The organism is Streptomyces sp. NPDC017936 (genome assembly GCF_044328485.1).
Taxonomy (GTDB): domain Bacteria; phylum Actinomycetota; class Actinomycetes; order Streptomycetales; family Streptomycetaceae; genus Streptomyces.
The window spans coordinates 272,036-291,190 of sequence record NZ_JBIRHK010000002.1 but is presented as its reverse complement, the minus strand read 5'-3'; the positions used below and the strand labels follow the sequence as shown (position 1 = coordinate 291,190).

The 19,155-nt window shown below is 73.4% G+C and carries 21 protein-coding genes; 6 read left to right on the top strand and 15 right to left on the bottom strand.

Annotated elements, in window-relative coordinates:
* Positions 1–130 precede the first annotated feature (130 nt).
* The 4 genes from ACH4F6_RS04885 to ACH4F6_RS04870 all read left to right on the top strand — a co-directional run bounded on the left by ACH4F6_RS04885 (position 131) and on the right by ACH4F6_RS04870 (position 5,129).
* A complete protein-coding gene (locus tag ACH4F6_RS04885; RefSeq protein WP_397958455.1) occupies positions 131–1,933 on the top strand; it encodes a thiamine pyrophosphate-requiring protein in 1,803 nt (600 codons plus the stop codon).
* Positions 1,934–2,056: 123 nt separating this feature from the next.
* A complete protein-coding gene (locus ACH4F6_RS04880) occupies positions 2,057–2,437 on the top strand; it encodes a DUF2795 domain-containing protein (protein ID WP_397958454.1) in 381 nt (126 codons plus the stop codon).
* 47 nt (positions 2,438–2,484) lie between these two features.
* A complete protein-coding gene (locus ACH4F6_RS04875) occupies positions 2,485–3,027 on the top strand; it encodes a type 1 glutamine amidotransferase domain-containing protein (protein ID WP_397958453.1) in 543 nt (180 codons plus the stop codon).
* Positions 3,027–5,129 (top strand): catalase, encoded by a 2,103-nt coding sequence (locus ACH4F6_RS04870; protein ID WP_397958452.1) that lies wholly within the window; start codon positions 3,027–3,029, stop codon positions 5,127–5,129. The genes ACH4F6_RS04875 and ACH4F6_RS04870 overlap by 1 nt, the downstream gene beginning before the upstream one ends.
* 93 nt (positions 5,130–5,222) lie before the next feature.
* Here ACH4F6_RS04870 and ACH4F6_RS04865 read toward each other — a convergent pair whose 3' ends face one another.
* A complete protein-coding gene (locus ACH4F6_RS04865; RefSeq protein WP_397958451.1) occupies positions 5,223–5,561 on the bottom strand; it encodes a DUF6158 family protein in 339 nt (112 codons plus the stop codon).
* A gap of 58 nt (positions 5,562–5,619) precedes the next feature.
* On the opposite strand from ACH4F6_RS04865, the gene ACH4F6_RS04860 reads away from it, so the two are divergent.
* Positions 5,620–6,732, top strand: coding sequence for a Vms1/Ankzf1 family peptidyl-tRNA hydrolase (locus ACH4F6_RS04860; protein WP_397958450.1), 1,113 nt, complete (start codon positions 5,620–5,622; stop codon positions 6,730–6,732).
* 165 nt (positions 6,733–6,897) lie between these two features.
* Here ACH4F6_RS04860 and ACH4F6_RS04855 read toward each other — a convergent pair whose 3' ends face one another.
* Both ACH4F6_RS04855 and ACH4F6_RS04850 read right to left on the bottom strand, forming a co-directional pair.
* Positions 6,898–8,517 (bottom strand): ABC-F family ATP-binding cassette domain-containing protein, encoded by a 1,620-nt coding sequence (locus ACH4F6_RS04855; RefSeq protein WP_397958449.1) that lies wholly within the window; start codon positions 8,515–8,517, stop codon positions 6,898–6,900.
* An 86-nt stretch (positions 8,518–8,603) separates the two neighbouring features.
* Positions 8,604–9,260: a histidine phosphatase family protein gene (locus tag ACH4F6_RS04850; RefSeq protein ID WP_397958448.1), complete on the bottom strand. Its 657-nt coding sequence runs from the start codon at positions 9,258–9,260 to the stop codon at positions 8,604–8,606.
* 693 nt (positions 9,261–9,953) lie between these two features.
* On the opposite strand from ACH4F6_RS04850, the gene ACH4F6_RS04845 reads away from it, so the two are divergent.
* Positions 9,954–10,775 carry a methyltransferase domain-containing protein gene (locus tag ACH4F6_RS04845; protein ID WP_397958447.1) on the top strand — a complete coding sequence of 274 codons (822 nt, stop codon included), beginning with the start codon at positions 9,954–9,956 and terminating at the stop codon, positions 10,773–10,775.
* 52 nt (positions 10,776–10,827) lie between these two features.
* Here the strand turns inward: ACH4F6_RS04845 and ACH4F6_RS04840 are convergent, their stop codons facing one another.
* The 12 genes from ACH4F6_RS04840 to ACH4F6_RS04785 form a co-directional block, all read right to left on the bottom strand.
* Positions 10,828–11,121, bottom strand: a complete 294-nt coding sequence (locus ACH4F6_RS04840; RefSeq protein ID WP_397958446.1) for a gas vesicle protein K — start codon at positions 11,119–11,121, stop codon at positions 10,828–10,830.
* A complete protein-coding gene (locus tag ACH4F6_RS04835; protein ID WP_397958445.1) occupies positions 11,118–11,306 on the bottom strand; it encodes a gas vesicle protein in 189 nt (62 codons plus the stop codon). The genes ACH4F6_RS04840 and ACH4F6_RS04835 overlap by 4 nt, the downstream gene beginning before the upstream one ends.
* Positions 11,303–12,151: a GvpL/GvpF family gas vesicle protein gene (locus ACH4F6_RS04830; RefSeq protein WP_397958444.1), complete on the bottom strand. Its 849-nt coding sequence runs from the start codon at positions 12,149–12,151 to the stop codon at positions 11,303–11,305. The genes ACH4F6_RS04835 and ACH4F6_RS04830 overlap by 4 nt, the downstream gene beginning before the upstream one ends.
* The gene (locus ACH4F6_RS04825) at positions 12,148–12,489 is read right to left on the bottom strand and encodes a gas vesicle protein (RefSeq protein WP_397958443.1); all 342 of its coding nucleotides are present in this window, start codon (positions 12,487–12,489) and stop codon (positions 12,148–12,150) included. Before ACH4F6_RS04825 ends, ACH4F6_RS04830 begins: the two co-directional genes overlap by 4 nt.
* The gene (locus ACH4F6_RS04820) at positions 12,486–13,718 is read right to left on the bottom strand and encodes an SRPBCC family protein (RefSeq protein ID WP_397958442.1); all 1,233 of its coding nucleotides are present in this window, start codon (positions 13,716–13,718) and stop codon (positions 12,486–12,488) included. Before ACH4F6_RS04820 ends, ACH4F6_RS04825 begins: the two co-directional genes overlap by 4 nt.
* Positions 13,718–14,362 carry a DNA primase gene (locus ACH4F6_RS04815; protein ID WP_397958441.1) on the bottom strand — a complete coding sequence of 215 codons (645 nt, stop codon included), beginning with the start codon at positions 14,360–14,362 and terminating at the stop codon, positions 13,718–13,720. The genes ACH4F6_RS04820 and ACH4F6_RS04815 overlap by 1 nt, the downstream gene beginning before the upstream one ends.
* Positions 14,359–14,622, bottom strand: a complete 264-nt coding sequence (locus ACH4F6_RS04810; RefSeq protein WP_397958440.1) for a gas vesicle protein GvpG — start codon at positions 14,620–14,622, stop codon at positions 14,359–14,361. Before ACH4F6_RS04810 ends, ACH4F6_RS04815 begins: the two co-directional genes overlap by 4 nt.
* A 27-nt stretch (positions 14,623–14,649) precedes the next feature.
* Positions 14,650–15,402, bottom strand: a complete 753-nt coding sequence (locus tag ACH4F6_RS04805; RefSeq protein ID WP_397958439.1) for a GvpL/GvpF family gas vesicle protein — start codon at positions 15,400–15,402, stop codon at positions 14,650–14,652.
* Positions 15,399–15,821 (bottom strand): gas vesicle structural protein GvpA, encoded by a 423-nt coding sequence (locus ACH4F6_RS04800; protein WP_397958438.1) that lies wholly within the window; start codon positions 15,819–15,821, stop codon positions 15,399–15,401. Before ACH4F6_RS04800 ends, ACH4F6_RS04805 begins: the two co-directional genes overlap by 4 nt.
* Before the next feature lie 57 nt (positions 15,822–15,878).
* On the bottom strand, positions 15,879–16,229 hold the full coding sequence (locus tag ACH4F6_RS04795; RefSeq protein ID WP_397958437.1) for a gas vesicle protein: 351 nt from the start codon (positions 16,227–16,229) through the stop codon (positions 15,879–15,881).
* Positions 16,230–16,384: 155 nt separating this feature from the next.
* Positions 16,385–17,308: a non-homologous end-joining DNA ligase gene (gene ligD / locus ACH4F6_RS04790; RefSeq protein WP_397958436.1), complete on the bottom strand. Its 924-nt coding sequence runs from the start codon at positions 17,306–17,308 to the stop codon at positions 16,385–16,387.
* Positions 17,305–19,152, bottom strand: coding sequence for a transketolase (locus ACH4F6_RS04785; protein WP_397958435.1), 1,848 nt, complete (start codon positions 19,150–19,152; stop codon positions 17,305–17,307). Before ACH4F6_RS04785 ends, ligD begins: the two co-directional genes overlap by 4 nt.
* Between the last annotated feature and the right edge of the window lie 3 nt (positions 19,153–19,155).

Genomic DNA, 19,155 nt, shown 5'->3' with positions numbered 1-19,155 from the left:
TGCTGCGCCTGCCCCGGGCCCCTGCCCCCAAACACCCCCAGGTTTTCCGGCGGCTCCCCGGGGTGACCCGGAAGGGGTCACCACGAGCGCCCCCATGCCCTCGTATCCCGACGCCCGGGGAGGTCCCTTCATGAGCACCACGGTCTCCGACCACGTCCTGCAGCGGCTGCGCGAGTGGGGTGTGGAGCAGGTCTTCGGCTACCCCGGCGACGGCATCAACGGCCTGCTCGCCGCCTGGGGGCGAGCCGACGACCGGCCGCGGTTCGTGCAGTCGCGGCACGAGGAGATGTCGGCGCTCCAGGCGGTCGGCTACGCCAAGTTCAGCGGCCGTCTCGGCGTGTGCGCGGCCACGTCCGGACCGGGTGCCGTCCACCTCCTGAACGGCCTGTACGACGCCAAGCTGGACCACGTGCCGGTCCTGGCGATCGTCGGCCAGACGCACCGCACCGCGATGGGCGGCTCCTACCAGCAGGAAGTCGACCTGCACACCCTGTTCAAGGACGTCGCCTCGGACTTCGTGGAGACGGTCACGGTCCCCGAGCAGCTGCCGAACGTGCTGGACCGGGCGATCCGCACCGCGTACGCGCGCCGCTGCCCCACCGCGGTCATCATCCCGGGCGACGTGCAGGAACTGGACTACTCGCCGCCCACGCACGAGTTCAAGATGGTGCCCTCCAGCCTCGACCGCAGCGACTGGACGACCGTCCCGTCGCAGGAGTCGCTGCGGCGGGCCGCGGAGATCCTCGACTCCGGCGACAAGGTGGCGATCCTGGTCGGCCAGGGCGCGGCCGGGGCGCGCGCCGAGGTGGAGCGGATCGCCGAGCTGCTCGGCGCGGGCGTGGCCAAGGCGCTGCTCGGCAAGGACGTCCTCAGTGACGAACTCCCCTACGTCACCGGCTCGATCGGCCTGCTCGGCACCCGCCCGTCGTACGAGCTGATGCGGGACTGCGACACCCTGCTGACGATCGGCTCCTCCTTCCCGTACACGCAGTTCCTGCCGGAGTTCGGCAGGGCGCGGGGGGTGCAGATCGACATCGATCCGCACATGGTCGGGATGCGCTACCCGTACGAGGTGAACCTGGTCGGTGACGCGAGGGAGACCCTGCGGCGGCTGATCCCGATGCTGACCTCGGGCGAGGAGCGCGGCCGCGAGTGGTTCGAGACGGTCTGCGACAACGTGCGGTTCTGGCGCGGGGTGATGGAGCGGCGGGCGGAGCAGTCCGCCGACCCGATCAACCCGGAGTACGTCGCCCGGGCCCTGGACCCGCTGCTGCCGGCCGACGCCATCGTCACCTCCGACTCGGGGTCGGTGGCGAACTGGTACGCCCGGCACCTGACCATGCGGCCCGGGATGCGCGGTTCGCTGTCGGGGACGCTGGCGACGATGGGCTGCGGGGTGCCGTACGCGATCGGCGCGAAGTTCGCCCATCCGGACCGGCCGGTGATCGCGCTGGTCGGGGACGGGGCGATGCAGATGAACGGGCTCGCCGAGCTGATCACGGCGGCGAAGTACCGGGACCGCTGGCCGGACCCGCGGCTGGTGGTCGCCGTGTGGAACAACCGCGACCTCAACCAGGTGACGTGGGAGATGCGGGCCATGGGGGGCGCCCCGTCCTTCCTGCCCTCGCAGGAGCTGCCGGACGTGCCGTACGCGGCGTTCGCCCGTTCCCTGGGTCTGACCGGGGTGCGGGTGGAGAAGCCGGAGGACGTCGAGGCGGGCTGGCGCACCGCGCTGGAGGCGGACGGCCCCGCGGTCGTGGAGTTCCTCACCGATCCGGCCGTGCCGCCGATCCCGCCGCACGCGACCTGGGAGCAGATGGAGGCGACGGCCGCGTCGATCCTGCGGGGCGACGCGGACCGGGGCTCCATGATCAAGCAGGGCTTCAAGGCGAAGGTGCAGGAGTTCCTGCCGGGCCGGGAGAGGGAGCAGTAGACCCCGGCCGGCCGGTTCGGGACGCGGCGCCCGGCCGGTACGGACATCGGCGGGAGGTATCCCGTGTCGGCTCCCCCACCACGGGTACGCGGTGGGCCGACCCCTGAAGATCTGGAGGGAGACATGCAGCGAGGCAGTGACCGGCTGAGTGTCCACCGGGACGACGAGATGAAGCACGAACTGCAGGGTCTGCTCAGGTCCGGGCACCCCACCCGGACCGAGGAGTGGAACGACCCCGAGCCGTCCGCCGAGGACGACCCGGAGGTGTGGGGCGGTCCGGTGGTGCCGGGGACGTCCAGGGCGTCGCTGGAGACCGTGCGGCTGGAGCTGGCCCGGATCCTGGGCCGCAGCTCCTTCCCCGCGGGCGCCGAGGAGCTCGCCCGGACCCTGCGCCGCAAGAACGCGCCGGACGCCCTCGTGGAGGCGGTGCGGCGGCTGCCGCACAAGGAGCGCTACACCACCGTGCAGGAGCTGGCCCAGAAGCTGGTCAGGGACAGTGGATGAGTCGTGACCGGACCCGACAGCGTGCCAGGAAAGGACATGGAACGAACATGCGCATCGCTTTTCTGACGGCACCCGAGGGTGTCGAGCAGGTGGAACTGACCCAGCCGTGGCAGGCGGCGCTGGACGCGGGCCACGAGCCCGTCCTGGTGTCGACGAAGTCAGGTGAGGTGCAGGCCTTCGAGCACCTCGACAAGGCGGACACGTTCACGGTGGACGAGGTGGTCGGCGAGGTGTCGGCGGACTCCTTCGGCGGGCTGGTCCTGCCGGGCGGCGTCGCCAACCCCGACTTCCTGCGCACCGACGAGAAGGCGGTGGCCTTCGTCCGGGACTTCTTCGAGCAGGGCCGTCCGGTGGCGGCGATCTGCCACGCCCCGTGGACGCTCGTCGAGGCGGACGTCGTCCGCGGCCGGGTGGTGACCTCGTGGCCGAGCCTGCGCACCGATCTGCGCAACGCGGGCGCCACTTGGGTCGACGAGCAGGTCCAGGTGTGCGACCACGGGCCGAACAAGCTGGTGACGAGCCGCAAGCCGGACGATCTGAAGGCGTTCTGCGAGACGTACCTCGACGTGTTCGCCGGGGAGTCCGCCTGATGAGCGACCCGACCGACCACAAGCAGGCGCAGCGGGAGGCCTACCGCGCCGAGGACCCGGCCTCCGGGCCGCTCACCACCGACCAGGGCGTCACGGTCGACCACACCGACGACTCCCTGGCCGCCGGCGAGCGCGGGCCGACGCTGATGGAGGACTTCCACTTCCGGGAGAAGCTGACCCGCTTCGACCACGAGCGGATCCCCGAGCGGGTGGTCCACGCGCGGGGCGCGGGCGCGTACGGCTGGTTCGAACCGTACGAGTCCTGCGCCGAGTTCACCCGGGCGGCCTTCCTCCAGGACCCGTCGGTGCGCACGCCGGTCTTCGTGCGGTTCTCCACCGTGCAGGGCCCGAAGGGCTCGGCGGACACCGTGCGGGACGTCCGCGGCTTCGCCACGAAGTTCTACACGTCGGAGGGGAACTACGACCTGGTCGGGAACAACTTCCCGGTCTTCTTCATCCAGGACGGCATCAAGTTCCCCGACTTCGTGCACGCGGTGAAGCCGGAGCCGCACAACGACATCCCGACCGGCGCCTCCGCCCACGACACGCTGTGGGACTTCGTGTCGCTCCAGCCGGAGACGCTGCACGCGATCATGTGGCTGATGTCGGACCGGGCGATCCCCCGCAGCTACCGCACGATGCAGGGGTTCGGCGTGCACACCTTCCGCTTCGTGAACGCGCAGGGCAAGGGCACGTTCGTGAAGTTCCACTGGAAGCCGAAGCTGGGCGTGCACTCCCTGGTGTGGGACGAGGCGCAGGAGTGCCAGGGCCGCGACCCCGACTTCAACCGGCGTGACCTGTGGGACGCGATCGAGGCGGGCGAGTACCCGGAGTGGGAGCTGGGCGTCCAGCTGGTGCCGGAGGAGGACGAGTTCTCGTTCGACTTCGACCTGCTCGACGCCACGAAGCTCATTCCGGAGGAGCAGGTGCCGGTGCGGCCGATCGGCCGGATGGTGCTGGACCGCAATCCGGAGAACTTCTTCGCCGAGACCGAGCAGGTCGCCTTCCACACGGCGAACGTGGTGCCGGGCATCGACTTCACCAACGACCCGCTGCTCCAGGCCCGCAACTTCTCCTACCTGGACACCCAGCTGATCCGTCTGGGCGGCCCCAACTTCTCCCAGTTGCCGGTGAACCGGCCGGTGGCGCCGGTGCGCAACAACCAGCGCGACGGCTACCACCAGGGCACGATCCACCGGGGCACGAACTACTCCCCGAACTCGCTCGGCGCCGGCTGCCCGGCCCACGCGGGCGTCGACGGGTCGGCGTACACCCACTACACGGAACGGGTCGACGGCGCCAAGATCCGCCGGCGCAGCCCCAGTTTCCAGGACCACTACAGCCAGCCCGCGCTGTTCTGGAACAGCATGGCCGACTGGGAGAAGCAGCACATCGTGCAGGCGTTCCGGTTCGAGCTGGGCAAGGTCGACGCGCGGACCGTGCGCGTCCGTACGGTCGAGCAGCTGGCGAAGGTGGACGGCGAGCTGGCCGCCGAGGTGGCACGGGGCATCGGCGTGCCGGAGCCGCAGGAGAAGCAGCGGGCGTCCGAGCTGTCCTCGCCCGCGCTGAGTCTGGAGTCGCTGCGCGGGGGCGGTTCGATCCGCACCCGGCAGATCGCGGTGCTGGTCGCGGACGGGGTGGACGCCGAGCAGGTGACCTCCGTGCGGGAGGCGCTGGCCGCCGAGGGCGCGATCGTGGAGGCGCTGGCGGCGACGGACGGCACGGTGAAGGGCGCCGACGGAGAACTGTATGCGGTCGACCGCGCGCTGCCGACCGTCGCCTCCGTGCTGTACGACGCGGTCCTGCTGCCCGGCGGGCCGGCGGACGGCTCGGCGATCACGGGCGACCCGGACGCGATGCGCTTCGTCCGGGACGCCTACCGCCACGGCAAGCCCGTCGGGGCGCTGGGGTCCGGTGTGGGAGTGCTGTCCGCGCTGGCGCCGGAGGGCCTCCGGCTGGCGGACGGGTCCGACCGTACGATGTCGGACCGGGGCGTGGTGACGGACACCTCGCCGGGGTCGGCGGGACCGGAGTTCGTCCAGGCGTTCGTCGCCGCGATCGCGGCACACCGGCACTGGGACCGCCCGCCGGTGCGGCACTGATCAGGCGCTGACCGGTGCCGGGGCGGTCCGTCGGACCGTCCCGGCACCGGTCGTCCCGGCGCCGGCCCGACGGCCCTGGCGGCCCCGGCGGGTTCACGCCCTGCCGGGGCCGTTCGTCCGTCCCGGGCCCCACTTGCCGACCGGGGTGCCGGCGGACGCCTTGCCGCCCTGGTCGTCGGCCGCCTCGCGCTCCCGGGCGCCCTCACGGGTGCGGCCCGGGAGGACCGAGCGGCGCGGGTTGCGCCGCAGGTACTCGCCCTCCAGCTTGGCCATCCGGTCGTTGTGGGCGCGCAGCGCGTCGTTCGAGCCGTACAGCAGGGTGTCGTGGCGCGTCCGGTGGATCGTCTCCAGCTCCTTCATGAGCTGCTGGTCGTCCAGCCGGTCCGGGTCGACTCCGGTCATCGTCGTGCCCCACTCGTCGTGTTCGTCCATGGGGTTCGGGTACCCGCCTGAGAAGCAGCGACCCTCGAGCGGCATCCGGGAGGGAGCCATGGATCTCACTTTTCTGCATCCACTGTACGAACATTCCGGCCCCTGGGCCTCCGTGTACGTCGACACCTCCCGCCACACGGAGAGCATGGCCCACGAGCGTCACCTGACGGCCTCCGCGATGGCCCGCCGGCTGGCGGAGCAGGGCGCGGACGAGGCCACCTGCCGGGCGGTGGAGAACGCGATCGAGGAGTTGCGCCACTCCTCCGAGCCGAACGGGCGGGCCCTGTTCGCCCGGGCCGGCGAGATCGTCCTCGATCCGCCGCTGGCCCGTCCCCCGCAGGGCGACACGGCGGAGTGGGCGCCGCTGCCGCGGGTCGCCCCGCTGCTGGAGCTGGCCGGTCAGGACCCGGTGTGCGTGGTGGCGTACATCGACCGCAAGGGAGCGGACTTCGAGCTGCGCAGCGGGCTGGGACGGGAGGGCGCGGGCTCCGTCACCGGCCGGCAGCACCCCGTCCACCGCACGGCGAGCGCCGACTGGTCCGAGCGGCACTTCCAGCTGAAGGTGGAGAACACCTGGGAGCACAACGCGGCGGAGATCGCCGACGCGCTCGCCGTGTGCCAGGAGGAGACCCGGGCCGACCTGCTGATCCTGGTGGGCGACGACCGGGAGCGGCGGTCCGTGCACGAGCGGCTGCCGCAGCGGCTCCAGGACCGGGTGGTCGAGGCCTCGCACGGCACGGGCAGCCGGCTGCTGGACGACGAGGTGGAGGCGGCCCGCGCCGAGCACACCCGCCGGCGCACGGAGGCCGAGCTGGAACGGTTCCTGGCCGCCCGGGCGCCGGACGCCGAGGGGCGCACCGGGGCCGTGGAGGGTGTGCCGGCGCTGGTCGAGGCGGCCCGGGAGCACCGGATCGACGAGCTGCTGATCCGCGCCGACGGTCCGGACGCGCACCGCGAGGTGTGGATCGGTGAGGGTCCCGACCAGCTGGCCGTGCGCCGCACGGAGCTGCGGACCCTCGGCGAGCAGCACTCGTGGGCGGCCCGGGCGGACGACGCGCTGATCCGTTCGGCGGTCGAGACGGACGCGCCCGTGCTCGTGGTGCCCGCCGGCGGTGCCGCCGGGGAGGACGCCCCGGTGGGCGGCCTGGGCGCGCTGCTGCGCTGGAAGTGACGTTTCTCCCGGCGGGTGGCCGCGGCGCCCCGACGGCTGTCCGCCCCGACAGCGGTCCGCCCCGACGCCCGTCCGGTCCCGCCGGACGGGGCGCGGACGGTCGCTACGGCGGGGGCGTGACCCCCGGGCCCCCGCCGCCCGCCGTCGCGGCCCGCGCCGCCGCGGTCACCGGGCCCGCTCCACGCGCCGCTCGTCCCACACCGGCTCCGGGGTCTCCCGGACCCGGCCGTCGCTGCCGAAGACCAGGTAGCGGTCGAAGGAGCGGGCGAACCAGCGGTCGTGGGTGACCGCGAGGACGGTGCCCTCGAAGGCCTCCAGGCCTTCCTGGAGGGCTTCGGCGGACTCCAGGTCGAGGTTGTCGGTCGGCTCGTCGAGCAGCAGGGCGGTGGCGCCCTCCAGTTCCAGGAGCAGGATCTGGAAGCGGGCCTGCTGGCCGCCGGAGAGCCGGTCGAAGGTCTGTTCGGCCTGTTGGGTCAGCTCGTAGCGGCGCAGCCTCGACATGGCGGCGCCGCGGTCCTGGGAGTGCTCCCGCCACAGGATGTCCAGCAGCGTGCGGCCCTGCAGCTCGGGGTGCGCGTGGGTCTGGGCGAAGTGCCCGGGGACGACCCGCGCGCCGAGCTTCCACTCCCCCGTGTGCGGCACGGCCTCGCCGGCCAGCAGCCGCAGGAAGTGCGACTTGCCGGAGCCGTTGGAGCCGAGGACGGCGACGCGTTCGCCGTAGAAGACCTCCAGGTCGAAGGGCTTCATCAGGCCGGTCAGCTCCAGGGCCGCGCAGGTGACGGCCCGCACGCCGGTGCGGCCGCCCTTCAGGCGCATCGTGATGTCCTGCTCGCGGGGCGGCTCGGGCGGCGGGCCGGCCTCCTCGAACTTGCGCAGCCGGGTCTGCGCGGCGTGGTACCGGGAGGCCATCTCGTGGCTGACGGAGGCGGCCTGGCGCAGGTTCAGCACCAGCTTCTTCAGCTGGGCGTGCTTCTCGTCCCAGCGGCGGCGCAGCTCCTCGAAGCGGGCGAAGCGCTCGCGGCGGGCCTCGTGGTAGGTGGCGAAGCCACCGCCGTGCACCCAGGCGTCGGCGCCGGCCGGCGAGGGCTCCACGGAGACGATCTTCTCGGCGGCGCGGGAGAGGAGTTCGCGGTCGTGGGAGACGAAGAGCACCGTCTTGCGGGTCTCCTTCAGCCGTTCCTCCAGCCACCGCTTGCCGGGCACGTCGAGGTAGTTGTCGGGCTCGTCGAGCAGCAGCACCTCGTCGGTGCCGCGCAGCAGGGCCTCCAGCACCAGGCGCTTCTGCTCGCCCCCGGAGAGGGTGCGCACCAGCCGGAACTGCGCCTTGTCGTACGGCACGCCGAGCGCGGCCGTCGTGCACATGTCCCACAGCGTCTCGGCCTCGTAGCCGCGCGCCTCGGCCCAGTCGGCGAGGGCCTGCGCGTACCGCAGCTGCGCGGCCTCGTCGTCGACGGTCATGATCGCGTGCTCGGCCTCGTCGACGGCCTTCGCGGCCTCCCGGATCCGGGGCGCGGAGACGGAGACGAGCAGGTCGCGCACGGTCGTCTCGTCCCGTACGGAGCCCACGAACTGGCGCATCACGCCGAGCCCGCCGCTGACGGTGACGGTGCCGCCGTGCGGCTTCAGCTCGCCGGAGATCAGCCGCAGCAGGGTGGTCTTGCCGGCGCCGTTGGGTCCGACGAGGGCCACGACGGCCCCTTCGCCCACCCGGAACGACACGTCGCCGAGCAACGCCCTCCCGTCGGGGAGGTAGTACTCGAGGTGCGCGGCTTCCAGGTGTCCCATGGGGAGGCATTCTGCGGGCCGCCCGCGGGCGGCGGCAAACCGTTATCCCGCGGGCCGTTCCCGGAGCGGTCCGGGAGGGCCGTCGCTCAGCCCGCGCCGCCCACCGGTTCCCCGGTCGGTCCGGCCTCGCCCGCGGGGGCGACGGTCGCGCCCGCCCAGGACAGGGCCTTCCAGCCGTCGGACGGGGAGCCCTCCAGGACGACGGCGCCGGTGTTGGCGAGGCGGTGGGCGGCGGCGAAGGGGATGTCGACGTTGTGGGCGCGGGCGGCCGACCAGCCGCGGATGGCGGCGCCGTGGCTGACCAGGACGGCGGTGGAGGCGCCGCTGCCGGCGGCCTCGGCGACGACGGCGTCGTACCGCGCGAGGAACTCGGCGCCGCTCTCGCCGCCCGGCATGCGCAGGTCGGTGTCCCCGGCCGCCCAGGCGAAGACGGTGCGCAGGTAGAGCTCGCCCTGCTCGGAGTGGCCGGACAGCATCTCCAGGTCGCCGGCAAAGACCTCCCGGATGCCGTCGCGGACCCGGACGTCCAGGCCGCGGGCGGCGGCCAGCGGGGCGGCCGTGCGCTGCGTGCGGACGAGGGTGGAGGCGTAGACGGCCTCGACGTCCTCGCCGGCGAGGACCCCGGGGAGCGCGGCGGCCTGCCGTTCGCCGAGCTCGGTCAGTCCCGGTCCGGGGGCGGCGGTGTCCAGCAGGTAGTCCACGTTGGTGGGCGTCTCGCCGTGGCGGACGAGGATCAGTCGCATGCGGTCTCACCCTCCGGTGTCGGTGCTCCGTCCCCGCGCGGGGGACGGCCACCTCAGGGTACCCGCGCCGCCTGCGGCCGGACGTCGGCCCGACCGTCCCGGAGCCGGTCCGGCGCGCCCCGCCCGGCCGGGCCGCCCGCCCCCGCCCGCCGGCCGTCCGGGGCCGCCGCGGACCGTCGCCGCCGCGGACCGTCGCCGCCGCGGACCGTCGCCGCCCGGTCGGCCCGGTGCCGGGCCCGCCCTGCCGGGCGGGCGGTCCGCGCGGGCCGGGGCCGCACCCCGGAGCCACCGGCCCGGGGCGCGGCGGCGTCGGCCGGCCCTGGCGTCGGCGCCGCCCCGCGCCCGCACGGGGTCCCTCTCCCCCGCGACGCCACCGCGGGCGCCGGCCCGGGCGCGGATGCCGCGTCCGCCGTACGGGGCCCGGCGCCGGCCCGCGCTCCGGCCGGCCCGGCTCCGCGCCGCCCCGGGCGCGTTCCGCGCCGTCGACGGCGAAGTCGCCGGGGGGTGCGCCGAGGTGACGCCGGAGCCGCCCGGAGGGCTGGCCACGGACCGGCGCGCACCGGTGGACTGACGGGACGTCAGTCCACATGACGAAACGAATGGTCTCAGCATTCGGTTGCGCGCGTACGGTGAGATGCATCGTCCGGGCCTCCCGCAGGCCCGGGAGCCGGTCCGTAGAGAAGGGGCACAGCCATGCCGACAGCACGGGAGACCGCCGTCTACACCCACGGACACCACGAGTCCGTGCTGCGCTCGCACACCTGGCGGACGGCCGCCAACTCCGCGGCCTACCTGCTCGGTTCGCTCAAGCCCCACATGAGGATCCTGGACGTCGGCTGCGGGCCCGGCACCATCACCGCCGACCTGGCGGCCCTGGTCCCCGACGGGCACGTCACCGCCGTCGACCGGGCGCCGGGCGTCCTGGACCGGGCGCGGGCCACCGCCGCCGGACGCGGTCTGACCAACGTCGACTTCGCGGTCGCCGACGTCCACGCCCTGGACTTCCCCGACGACACGTTCTGCGTGGTCCACGCCCACCAGGTCCTCCAGCACGTCGGCGACCCGGTGCAGGCGCTGCGCGAGATGCGCCGGGTCACCCGGCCCGGCGGGTTCGTCGCCGTACGGGACTCCGACTACGCGGCCATGACCTGGTACCCCGCCTCGCCCGGCCTGGACGACTGGCTGGACCTGTACCGGCGGGTGGCCCGCGCCAACGGCGGCGAGCCGGACGCCGGGCGCCGGCTGAGGTCCTGGGCATCGGCGGCCGGCTTCACCGACATCACGGCCGGCTCGGGCACCTGGACCTTCAGCACGCCCGAGGAGCGCGCCTGGTGGAGCGGCCTGTGGGCCGACCGGACCGTGGCCTCCGCGTACGCCGAGCTCGCCGTTTCGGGCGGGCACGCCACCGAGGAGGAACTGCGGGCCGTGTCGGAGGCCTGGCGGGAGTGGGGAGAGCGGCCGGACGGGTGGTTCGCCGTCCTGCACGGAGAGGTCCTGTGCCGGAAGGACGCCTGATCCCGGTCCACGGCACGGACGCGACGCGCCCCCGGCTCCCCGGGGGCGCGCGTCACTGCCGCGGGAGCAGCGGTCCGAGCGGCCCGAGGTCCAGGTTGAGGTCCTCCGGCCGCAGCCCGTAGCGCTCGCGCAGCTCGGTCATGCGGTCGTCGAGCAGCATCAGGGTGAGCCCGATGCGCTCCTCCTGCTCCTCGGTCAGGTCGCCCTCGTCGAAGCGGCGCAGCGCCTGCCGCTCCATCAGCTGGCGCAGCAGCTCCACCACCGTGAGGACGAGTTTGATCAGGTCGCGCTCGACGGTGTCGGGCTCGAGGTCGAGCCGTTTGCGTGGTGTGCTCGGCGTGCTCACGCCCACTCCCCCCAGGGCGCCGGGACGTTCTTGTTCACGGAACTGATCAGGGCGTTCAGGTCGATGCGGACGAGGTCGACGTCCGCGATGCGCAGCGTGATGTCACCCGTGATGACGACGCCGCCGGCCAGCAGCCGGTCGAGCAGGTCGACGAGGGCGATCTCACGGCGCTCGATGACGGTCATGACCCCTCCTTCCCGGATGTCTCCGCGCGCGCTCCGGGCTCCGCGCGTTCTCCGGACGTCTCCGTGTCCTGTCCGGCGGTCTCCGTGAAGTCGAGGTCCACGAAGGAGTAGGCCGCCCACGGGCCGGTGAGTTCGACGCGCATTCCGGGCTCCTCGCCCTTCGTGCGGTCCACGATCTCCACGAATTCCTCGGACGCGGCGCGCGGCACCAGATAGGCGGCGTTCAGCATGTTCTGTCCGGAGGCCCGGGAGAGGGCCGGGTTCTGCGGCGGGTGGAGGCGGGAGGCGTCCGCGTGCGCGGAGAGCAGCGAGTGCAGCCGGCCGGCGAAGCGCTCGGCCCGCTGCCAGGTGTCCTCGTGCGCCTTGGCGCGCATCCGGCGCTGCATCAGGTAGTCCCGGCCGGAGGCGGGCTTCGCCGGCGCCGCGGCGGGCGTCTCCTCGCGCGCCTCGGCCTCGGCGTAGATCTTCACGCCCCACTCCACGCGGCCCTCGAGCCGGTCCAGGGTGCGCCGGAAGTCCTCCCCGCGTTCCTCGATCATCATGCGGACGCCGCTGTCGTCCCGGAAGACGGTCGCGAGCCTGAGGGGAAGCGGGGTGGTGACCGCCGTGAGGGCGTCGATCACCTGCTGGTGCCCCCGGGCGGTCGCGCTGAGCCAGTCCAGGTCCTCCAGGCGGGCCCGCAGCGCCTCCTCCGCGAAGTCCTGCGGCGGCACGTCGCTGACGACGGCGATCAGGTCGTTGTGCAGCAGTTGCTTCGCGGGGGCGCCCCCCACGCCCGTCAGCTCGGCCTGGAGGGGCTTCTCGAAGGGGCGGCAGACGGCGTACACGTACCGCAGTCCGGTCATGGAGATTCCTCTCGCGCTCGGGAGCGGCCCGGTTCCAGCTCCTCCAGCCGCGCCAGCCGTTCGCGCAACTCGGCGTTCTCACGGGCGAGTTCGTCCCGGCGGGCGCGGGTGGACAGCTCCGGGTCGTCCTCCCACCAGTCGATGCCCATCTCCTTGGCCTTGTCGACCGAGGCGACGATGAGGCGGAGCTTGATCGTGAGCAGTTCGATGTCGAGCAGGTTGATCCGGATGTCGCCGGCGATGACGATCCCCTTGTCGAGGACCCGTTCCAGGATGTCGGCGAGATTGGCGCCGCTTCCCTGGCCGTACGGCTCCGGCATCCGGCTCGGAAAGCTCATCGCCGGCCCCTGTCGCCGCCCTGCGTCCGCTCGTCCTCGTCGTACTCCTCGTCGTAACCGTCGTCCGCCTCGTCCTCCTCGCCTTCCTGGTCTTCCTCGTCCTCTTCTTCCTCTTCTTCCTCCGCCTCGGGCCGCTCCTCGTCGTACTCCGCCTCGGGCTCCTCCTCGTCGGCGTATTCCGCCTCGGGCTCCTCCTCGTCGTACTCCTCGTCCTCGGCGCGGCCCTCGGGTTCCTCGTCCTCGTCCTCGGCGCGGCCCTCGGGTTCCTCGTCCTCGTCCTCGGCGCGGCCCTCGGGCTCCTCGTCCTCGTCCTCGGCGCGGCCCTCCTCCTGCTCCTGCTCCTCTTCCTCCTGCGCGAGCGCGTCCTCGTGGGAGCGGACGACCTCGCCGTCGCGGATCTCGCCGCGCCAGGAGTCCTGCGCCTCTCCCTTCAGGCTGATGAAGCGGGCGAAGTTCTTCAGGTCGAGCCGGGCGCGGCGGCCCTGGGCGCGCCAGATGTTGCCGGTCTTCTCGAAGAGGCCGGAGGGGTAGTACTCGATGACGAGCAGGACGCGGGTGAGGTTGTCGGCGAGCCGGTGGAAGGAGACGACGCCCTTCGTGGTCCCCTTGGCGCCCTCCGACGTCCAGGCGATCCGGTCGTCCGGCACCTGTTCGGTGGTCTTCGCCTTCCAGCTGCGGTTGGACCACCAGATCTTCGCCTGCCAGTCGCTGACGGTGTCGTCGGAGCGGCTCGCGCTCTTGACGCCCTTGGCGAAGGTGCTGAAGTCCTGGTACTGGGTCCACTGGTCGTAGGCGGTGCGCAGCGGCACCCCGACGTCGACCGACTCCATGATGACGGTCGGCTTGTGGCCCGCGCCGCGCTTGCGCTTGCCGGCCTTGCCGCCGCCGAGGTTCTTCAGGGCGCCGGTCACGCTGTCCTTGGCGCGGGAGGCGCCGAGTTCCAGCGCGGTGCGCAGCGGGCCCTTGCCCTCGGCGAGCTTGCGGCCGCCGTCCAGGGCCAGCTTGGCGAAGCCGGGGCTCTTGCCGTCGGCGATGTCGTTCAGTTTGCCGGTGGTCTCGCCCAGCTTGCGGCCGACGCCGACCAGCATCCGCTGGGCCTGGGCGGCGAGGTACTCCTGCACCTCCGCCTTCAGCCGGTCGGCGGCCTCGCTCTGCGCCAGGCCGGCGAGCGGGTTGCCGCCGGTCGCCTTGCCCGCCGCGGACTTCGCGGATCCGAGTGTCTCGGTCATCACTCATCGCCCCGCTTCGGTCCCCGGCTCCGGGAAGCCGTCTTCGTCACCGTCTTCCTGACCGCGGTGCCGCCCCTCTTCGCGGCGGCCCCCGCGCGCGCGGGCGCCTTCTTGGCGGCCTTCTTCGCCGGCGCCTTCTTCTCGGGCGCCTTCTTCGCCGCCGGCTTGCGAGGCGCCGGCTCCTCGTCCTCGCCGTCCTCGCGGGCGGCCTCCTCGCCGCCCTCGTCGGCGGTCTCGTCCTCGTCCCGCGCGAGCTCCGGCTCCTCGTGCTCCTCGTCGGCCTCCTCCTCGTCCTCGCGCGACGTGGCGCCGGGGACGTCGGGGGCGACGCCCGCGAGCTGGTCGCGGACCTGGGAGGTGCGGCTGTGCAGCCGGTCGGCGAGCGCGTTGATCTGCCGCTCGGCCAGACCCCCGGAGGCCGCCTTGCCGACCCCGCGCAGGTCCTGGCGGAGCTGGTCGCCGATCTCCTTGAACTGCGGATTGTCCCGCAGCTGCTGGGAGAGCAGGTCGGCCAGCGCCCTCGGGGTGAGGTTCAGCTTCTTGCCGGCCACCAGGGAGCCGACCGCCAGCGCCATTTTCAGCTTCTTCGTACGTCCGAGGACGTACCCGGCCCCTATCGCGAGGCCCATACCCGTTCGGTTCATCGTGCCGTCCCGTCGTCCGTTCCCGCGCTCCGGCGCGTGGCGGTCTCCATCCGGTCGAGGAGTTCGTCCTCCCTGCGGTCGAACTCCTCCTCCGTGATCTCCCCGGCCTCCAGCTGTTCCTCGAGCCGGGAGAGTTCGGCCCGGATCGTGGAGGGGTCGTAGTAGATCCGCTCCGCCTCGCGGAGCACCTGTCCGATCACCCAGCCACTGCCGCGCACCGGGGCGAACGGCAGCAGCAGCACCTCCGAGATCAGGCCCATCTCCCTGCTCCTTCCTCCGTGCCCCCGCTACTCGGCCATGGCGCCCGCGGGCTGTGCGGGGCCGGGCTCGACGAAGCTGTAGGGCGGCAGCGGCCCGTTGAGGCGCACGTCGAGGTGCGGGTGCTCCCTGCGCAGGCCGTCCACCGCTTCGGCGAACGCCGCGGCCGAGTCCCGCTCCACCAGGAACGACACGTTGGCCAGCCAGCCCGTGGACTCCGGGCCCACGCTGACGGAGGCCGCCAGGGGCTCCAGGGTCTGCCGCACCTCGGCCGCGTCCTGGGCCTCGCGGGCCTGGACCGCCGCGGCCACCATCTCGCCGAGCTGCAGACGCTGCTCGTACGTGCCGCCGCCGGCCTGCCGGTTGGACTCGGCCAGGGCCCGCAGCTCGGGGCTCTGCGCCATCACGTGGTGGAGCACGGCCTCCTCGACGTGGGTGGCCTTGACGTTGTACTCGACCTTGCCGTCGAGGGCCCGCAGGCGCTCCGCGTAGTGGTCGGCGCGCTCGGCGAGCACCCCGGTGACGGCCTTGTCGTCGGGGGCGACGCTGCCGAACCGCATGGGCAGCACACAGCCCTCGGCACCGGCCTCGGCCAGGACGTTCTGGTGGGCCAGCAGGTCCTTGCGCTTGGGCCGCAGGTTCTCCGGCGCGTCGCTGACGATCGCCGCCAGGTCGCCCTCCGTCAGCACGCGCACCGGCAGCGGCGGCTCGCCGACACCGGCCAGGCCCTCGGGGAGGGCGGCGTGCGAGCGCTCGGTGATGCCGTAGACGTACGTGCTCACTCCTGCTCCTCCTTCCTGCGGGCGGACGTGGACTTGCGGGCGCGCGGCCGCTCGGTCTCGCTCTCCTCACGGGCCTGCTTGAAGGCGCCGGAGATGGTCTCCGCGGCGCCGGAGAGGGCGCCCTTGGACTTGCCGCGCGCACCGGACTCGGTGATCTCGCCGACCATGTCGGGCAGCCCCGGGCTCTTGCGCGGGCCCGCCTCCAGGTCGAGGCGGTTGCACGCCTCGGCGAAGCGCAGGTAGGTGTCGACGCTGGCGACGACCACCCGGACGTCGATCTTCAGGATCTCGATGCCGACGAGGGAGACCCTCACGAACGCGTCGATCACGAGCCCCCTGTCCAGGACGAGCTCCAGCACGTCGTAGAGGCCGCTGCTGCCGCCTCCGCCTCCGGTCTGTTGTGCCGGGACAACGGTCATGCCGACCGCGCCTCCTCACTTTCGTCGATGGTGTTCGGATGGGTGCGGGAGCGCGGTCTAGCGACCGCCGGACCGGTGCGCGTCGGCCCTCCCGCGTTCGTAGCGGCGCACACGCCGGTAGCCGGTGAGCTGCCCCTGCGGGTCGAGTTCGACCAGGTAGCTCGCCATCAGGCTCATCGTGTCGGGCACCCGGGCGAGCTCGAGGACCTCCACCTCCAGCGACCAGCCGTCCTCCGTCTGCTCGAAGGACGAGACGCTCTCGGCGGTCATGCCGGTCAGCTCCGCCAGCTGGCTGCGCGCCTCGCGCAGCACCTCCATGGGGGTCGGCCGGTCGTCAGCCACGTCGTCGTCCTTGCCGTTCGAGTTCTGTGAAGTCCGCGAATGCGATGTGTCGTTTGTGTTCGCCATGGCCACCTCTTCTTCCGTGTGGCCGGAAGGTCCTTGGCCAAACCTTCACGAGCGCGCGGGTCCGGGCCGCCGGACGGACGGGCTGCGTACCGGCGGTGCGTGTATCGGCCACACGGTTCGGCCGTGCGGTTCGGTCACACGGTTCGGCCGGTGGTTCAGCCGCGCAGGGCGTCGAGGCGGCGCCGGGCGGGCCCGAGGGCGCGGCCGCGGCCCGTCACCCCGGACCACGGGTCGGTGCGGGCCTGTTCGAGGACGTCGGCGACGGTCCAGCGGCGGGGGCCGAGGTCCGGGTCGTCGAGCTGCTCCCAGGCGATGGGCGTGGCGACGGGCGCGCCGGGCAGGGCGCGCACCGTGTAGGGGGCGACGGCGGTCTGGGCGTAGGCGTTGCGCTGCACGTCGAGGTAGAGGCGGTCGCCGCGGTCCTTCTTGCGGGCGGCCGTGGTGAGCCGGTCGGGGTGCCGGGCGGCGAGCAGTTCCGCGGCGTCCCGGGCGAAGGCGCGCACCTCGTCGAAGGCGTGCCGCCCGTCCAGGGGGACGACGACGTGCAGCCCGCGCGAGCCGGTCGTCATCGGCGCCGACGGCAGCCGGACCTCGTCCAGCAGTTCGCCCACCCACCGGGCGGCCTCGCGGACGGCGCCGAAGTCGTCGCCGGCCGGGTCGAGGTCGAGGACCATCACGTCCGGGCGGTCGACGTGGCCGGTCCGCGAGAGCCAGCGGTGGAAGGTGAGGCAGGCCTGGTCGGCGAGGAAGACGAGGCCGGCGACGTCGTCGCACACCGTGTGGCACACGGTGCCGTCCTCCTTCGCCACCTCCGCCCGCGTGATCCACTCCGGGTAGTGGTCGGGGGTGTTCTTCTGCATGAAGCGGGGCCCGGCGAGGCCGTCGGGGTGCCGCTCCAGCATCAGGGGGCGGCCCCGCAGGTGCGGCAGCATGAACGCGGACACCGAGCGGTAGTACGCGACGAGGTCGCCCTTCGTGTACTCCTTGCCGTCCTCGCCGCCGGGGAAGAGCACCTTGTCCGGCCGGTGGACCTCGACGCCGCGGCGTCCGGCGCGCACCCTGCGGACGTCGCCGCTCACGGCACGACCGCCGTCTCCACCAGCAGCCGGGCGGAGGCGGCGATGGACTCGGCGTCGATCCCGGCCGCGTGCAGCTGCTCCGCCGGGCTCGCCGAGCCCGGCATCGTCCGCACGGCCAGGCGCACCAGGCGGGGCACGGGCCGCCCGTCGGCGAAGGCCTCCAGGACGGCGTCGCCGAGCCCGCCCTCCTCGTGGTGGTCCTCCACGGTGACCAGGCAGCCGGTGTCCTCGGCGGCCTGCCGCAGGGTGGGCCGGTCGACGGGCTTGACCGAGTACAGGTCGATCACCCGGACCGGGATGCCCTCGCCGGCCAGGGCGTCGGCGGCCTTCAGCGCCTCGTGCACGGTGACGCCGGCGGCGACGAGCGTGAGCCGGTCGTCGCCGGAGGAGCGCAGCACCTTGCTGCCGCCCACCGGGAACTCCTCGTCGGGGCCGTAGATCACCGGGGCGGCGCCGCGCGAGGTGCGCAGGTACCGGATGCCGTCCAGTCCGGCCATCGCGGCGACCAGACGGGCGGTCTGGTGGGCGTCGCACGGGTACAGCACGGTCGAGCCGTGCACGGCGCGGAACATCGCCAGGTCCTCCAGGCCCATCTGCGAGGGCCCGTCCTGTCCGATGGCGACGCCGGCGTGCGAGCCGACGAGGTTGATCCCGGCGCCGCTGATCGAGGCCATCCGCACGAAGTCGTACGCGCGGGTGAGGAAGGCCGCGAAGGTGGAGGCGTACGGCACCCAGCCGCGGGTCGCGAGGCCCACGGCGGCCGCGACGAGCTGCTGCTCGGCGATGTAGCACTCGAAGAACCGCTCGGGGTGTTCCTTGGCGAAGACCTCGGTGCGGGTGGAGTCGCCGACCTCGCCGTCCAGCGCGACGACGTCACCGCGGGCGGTGCCGAGCGCGGCGAGGGCCTGGCCGAACGCGTCGCGCGTGGCGACCTCGTCGCCCTCGTCCCAGCGGGGCATGTTCAGGTGGCCGGTGGGGACGGAGTGCAGCATCCGGGTGGCGGGCGGCTCGTGCACCTCGACCCGCAGGTCGCGGGGGCCGCCGAGTTCCGCGATGGCCTCGTCGGCGTCCGGCAGCGGCTTGCCGTGCAGTCCCTCGCGGTCCTGGACGGCCGCCACGCCCTTGCCCTTGAGGGTGCGGGCGAGGATCGCGGTGGGCTGGCCCTGGGTGGAGCGGGCCTCCCCGTAGGCGCGGTCGATCGCGTCGACGTCGTGGCCGTCGAGCTCGACGGTGTGCCAGCCGAAGGCCTGGAACCGGCGGGCGTAGGCGTCGAGGTCGTGGCCGTGCCGGGTGGGACCGCGCTGGCCGAGCCGGTTGACGTCGACGATCGCGACGAGGTTGTCCAGGTGTTCGTGGCCGGCCTGTTCGGCGGCCTCCCACACCGAGCCCTCGGCGAGCTCGCTGTCCCCGCACAGCACCCACACGCGCGCCTCGGAGCGGTCCAGCCGCTTCACGGCCAGCGCGATGCCGACGCCCACCGGCAGCCCCTGCCCGAGGGATCCGGTGGCGGTCTCGACCCAGGGCAGCCGCTGCGGGGTGGGGTGCCCCTCGAGCCGGCTGCCGAGCTTGCGGAAGGTGAGCAGTTCGTCGTCGTCGATGGCCCCGGCCGCCTTGTAGGCCGCGTACAGCAGCGGGGAGGCGTGGCCCTTGGACAGGACGAAGCGGTCGTTGCCCGGGTGGGCGGGGCGGTCGAAGTCGTAGTGGAGGTGGTGGGCGAGGAGGACGGCCATCAGGTCGGCGGCGGACATCGAGGACGTCGGGTGCCCGGAGCCCGCGGCGGCGGAGGCGCGCACGCTGTCGACGCGCAACTGCTGTCCGAGTTCGGTGAGTTCGGCGGTGTCCATCGG

Excerpts from the sequence above, each read along its gene's own strand:
- ACH4F6_RS04885 (WP_397958455.1), top strand. The coding sequence starts at position 131 with ATGAGCACCACGGTCTCCGACCACGTCCTGCAGCGGCTGCGCGAGTGG.
- ACH4F6_RS04880 (WP_397958454.1), top strand. The coding sequence starts at position 2,057 with ATGCAGCGAGGCAGTGACCGGCTGAGTGTCCACCGGGACGACGAGATG.
- ACH4F6_RS04875 (WP_397958453.1), top strand. The coding sequence starts at position 2,485 with ATGCGCATCGCTTTTCTGACGGCACCCGAGGGTGTCGAGCAGGTGGAA.
- ACH4F6_RS04870 (WP_397958452.1), top strand. The coding sequence starts at position 3,027 with ATGAGCGACCCGACCGACCACAAGCAGGCGCAGCGGGAGGCCTACCGC.
- ACH4F6_RS04865 (WP_397958451.1), bottom strand. The coding sequence starts at position 5,561 with ATGGACGAACACGACGAGTGGGGCACGACGATGACCGGAGTCGACCCG.
- ACH4F6_RS04860 (WP_397958450.1), top strand. The coding sequence starts at position 5,620 with ATGGATCTCACTTTTCTGCATCCACTGTACGAACATTCCGGCCCCTGG.
- ACH4F6_RS04855 (WP_397958449.1), bottom strand. The coding sequence starts at position 8,517 with ATGGGACACCTGGAAGCCGCGCACCTCGAGTACTACCTCCCCGACGGG.
- ACH4F6_RS04850 (WP_397958448.1), bottom strand. The coding sequence starts at position 9,260 with ATGCGACTGATCCTCGTCCGCCACGGCGAGACGCCCACCAACGTGGAC.
- ACH4F6_RS04845 (WP_397958447.1), top strand. The coding sequence starts at position 9,954 with ATGCCGACAGCACGGGAGACCGCCGTCTACACCCACGGACACCACGAG.
- ACH4F6_RS04835 (WP_397958445.1), bottom strand. The coding sequence starts at position 11,306 with ATGACCGTCATCGAGCGCCGTGAGATCGCCCTCGTCGACCTGCTCGAC.
- ACH4F6_RS04830 (WP_397958444.1), bottom strand. The coding sequence starts at position 12,151 with ATGACCGGACTGCGGTACGTGTACGCCGTCTGCCGCCCCTTCGAGAAG.
- ACH4F6_RS04825 (WP_397958443.1), bottom strand. The coding sequence starts at position 12,489 with ATGAGCTTTCCGAGCCGGATGCCGGAGCCGTACGGCCAGGGAAGCGGC.
- ACH4F6_RS04820 (WP_397958442.1), bottom strand. The coding sequence starts at position 13,718 with ATGACCGAGACACTCGGATCCGCGAAGTCCGCGGCGGGCAAGGCGACC.
- ACH4F6_RS04815 (WP_397958441.1), bottom strand. The coding sequence starts at position 14,362 with ATGAACCGAACGGGTATGGGCCTCGCGATAGGGGCCGGGTACGTCCTC.
- ACH4F6_RS04810 (WP_397958440.1), bottom strand. The coding sequence starts at position 14,622 with ATGGGCCTGATCTCGGAGGTGCTGCTGCTGCCGTTCGCCCCGGTGCGC.
- ACH4F6_RS04800 (WP_397958438.1), bottom strand. The coding sequence starts at position 15,821 with ATGACCGTTGTCCCGGCACAACAGACCGGAGGCGGAGGCGGCAGCAGC.
- ACH4F6_RS04795 (WP_397958437.1), bottom strand. The coding sequence starts at position 16,229 with ATGGCGAACACAAACGACACATCGCATTCGCGGACTTCACAGAACTCG.
- ACH4F6_RS04785 (WP_397958435.1), bottom strand. The coding sequence starts at position 19,152 with ATGGACACCGCCGAACTCACCGAACTCGGACAGCAGTTGCGCGTCGAC.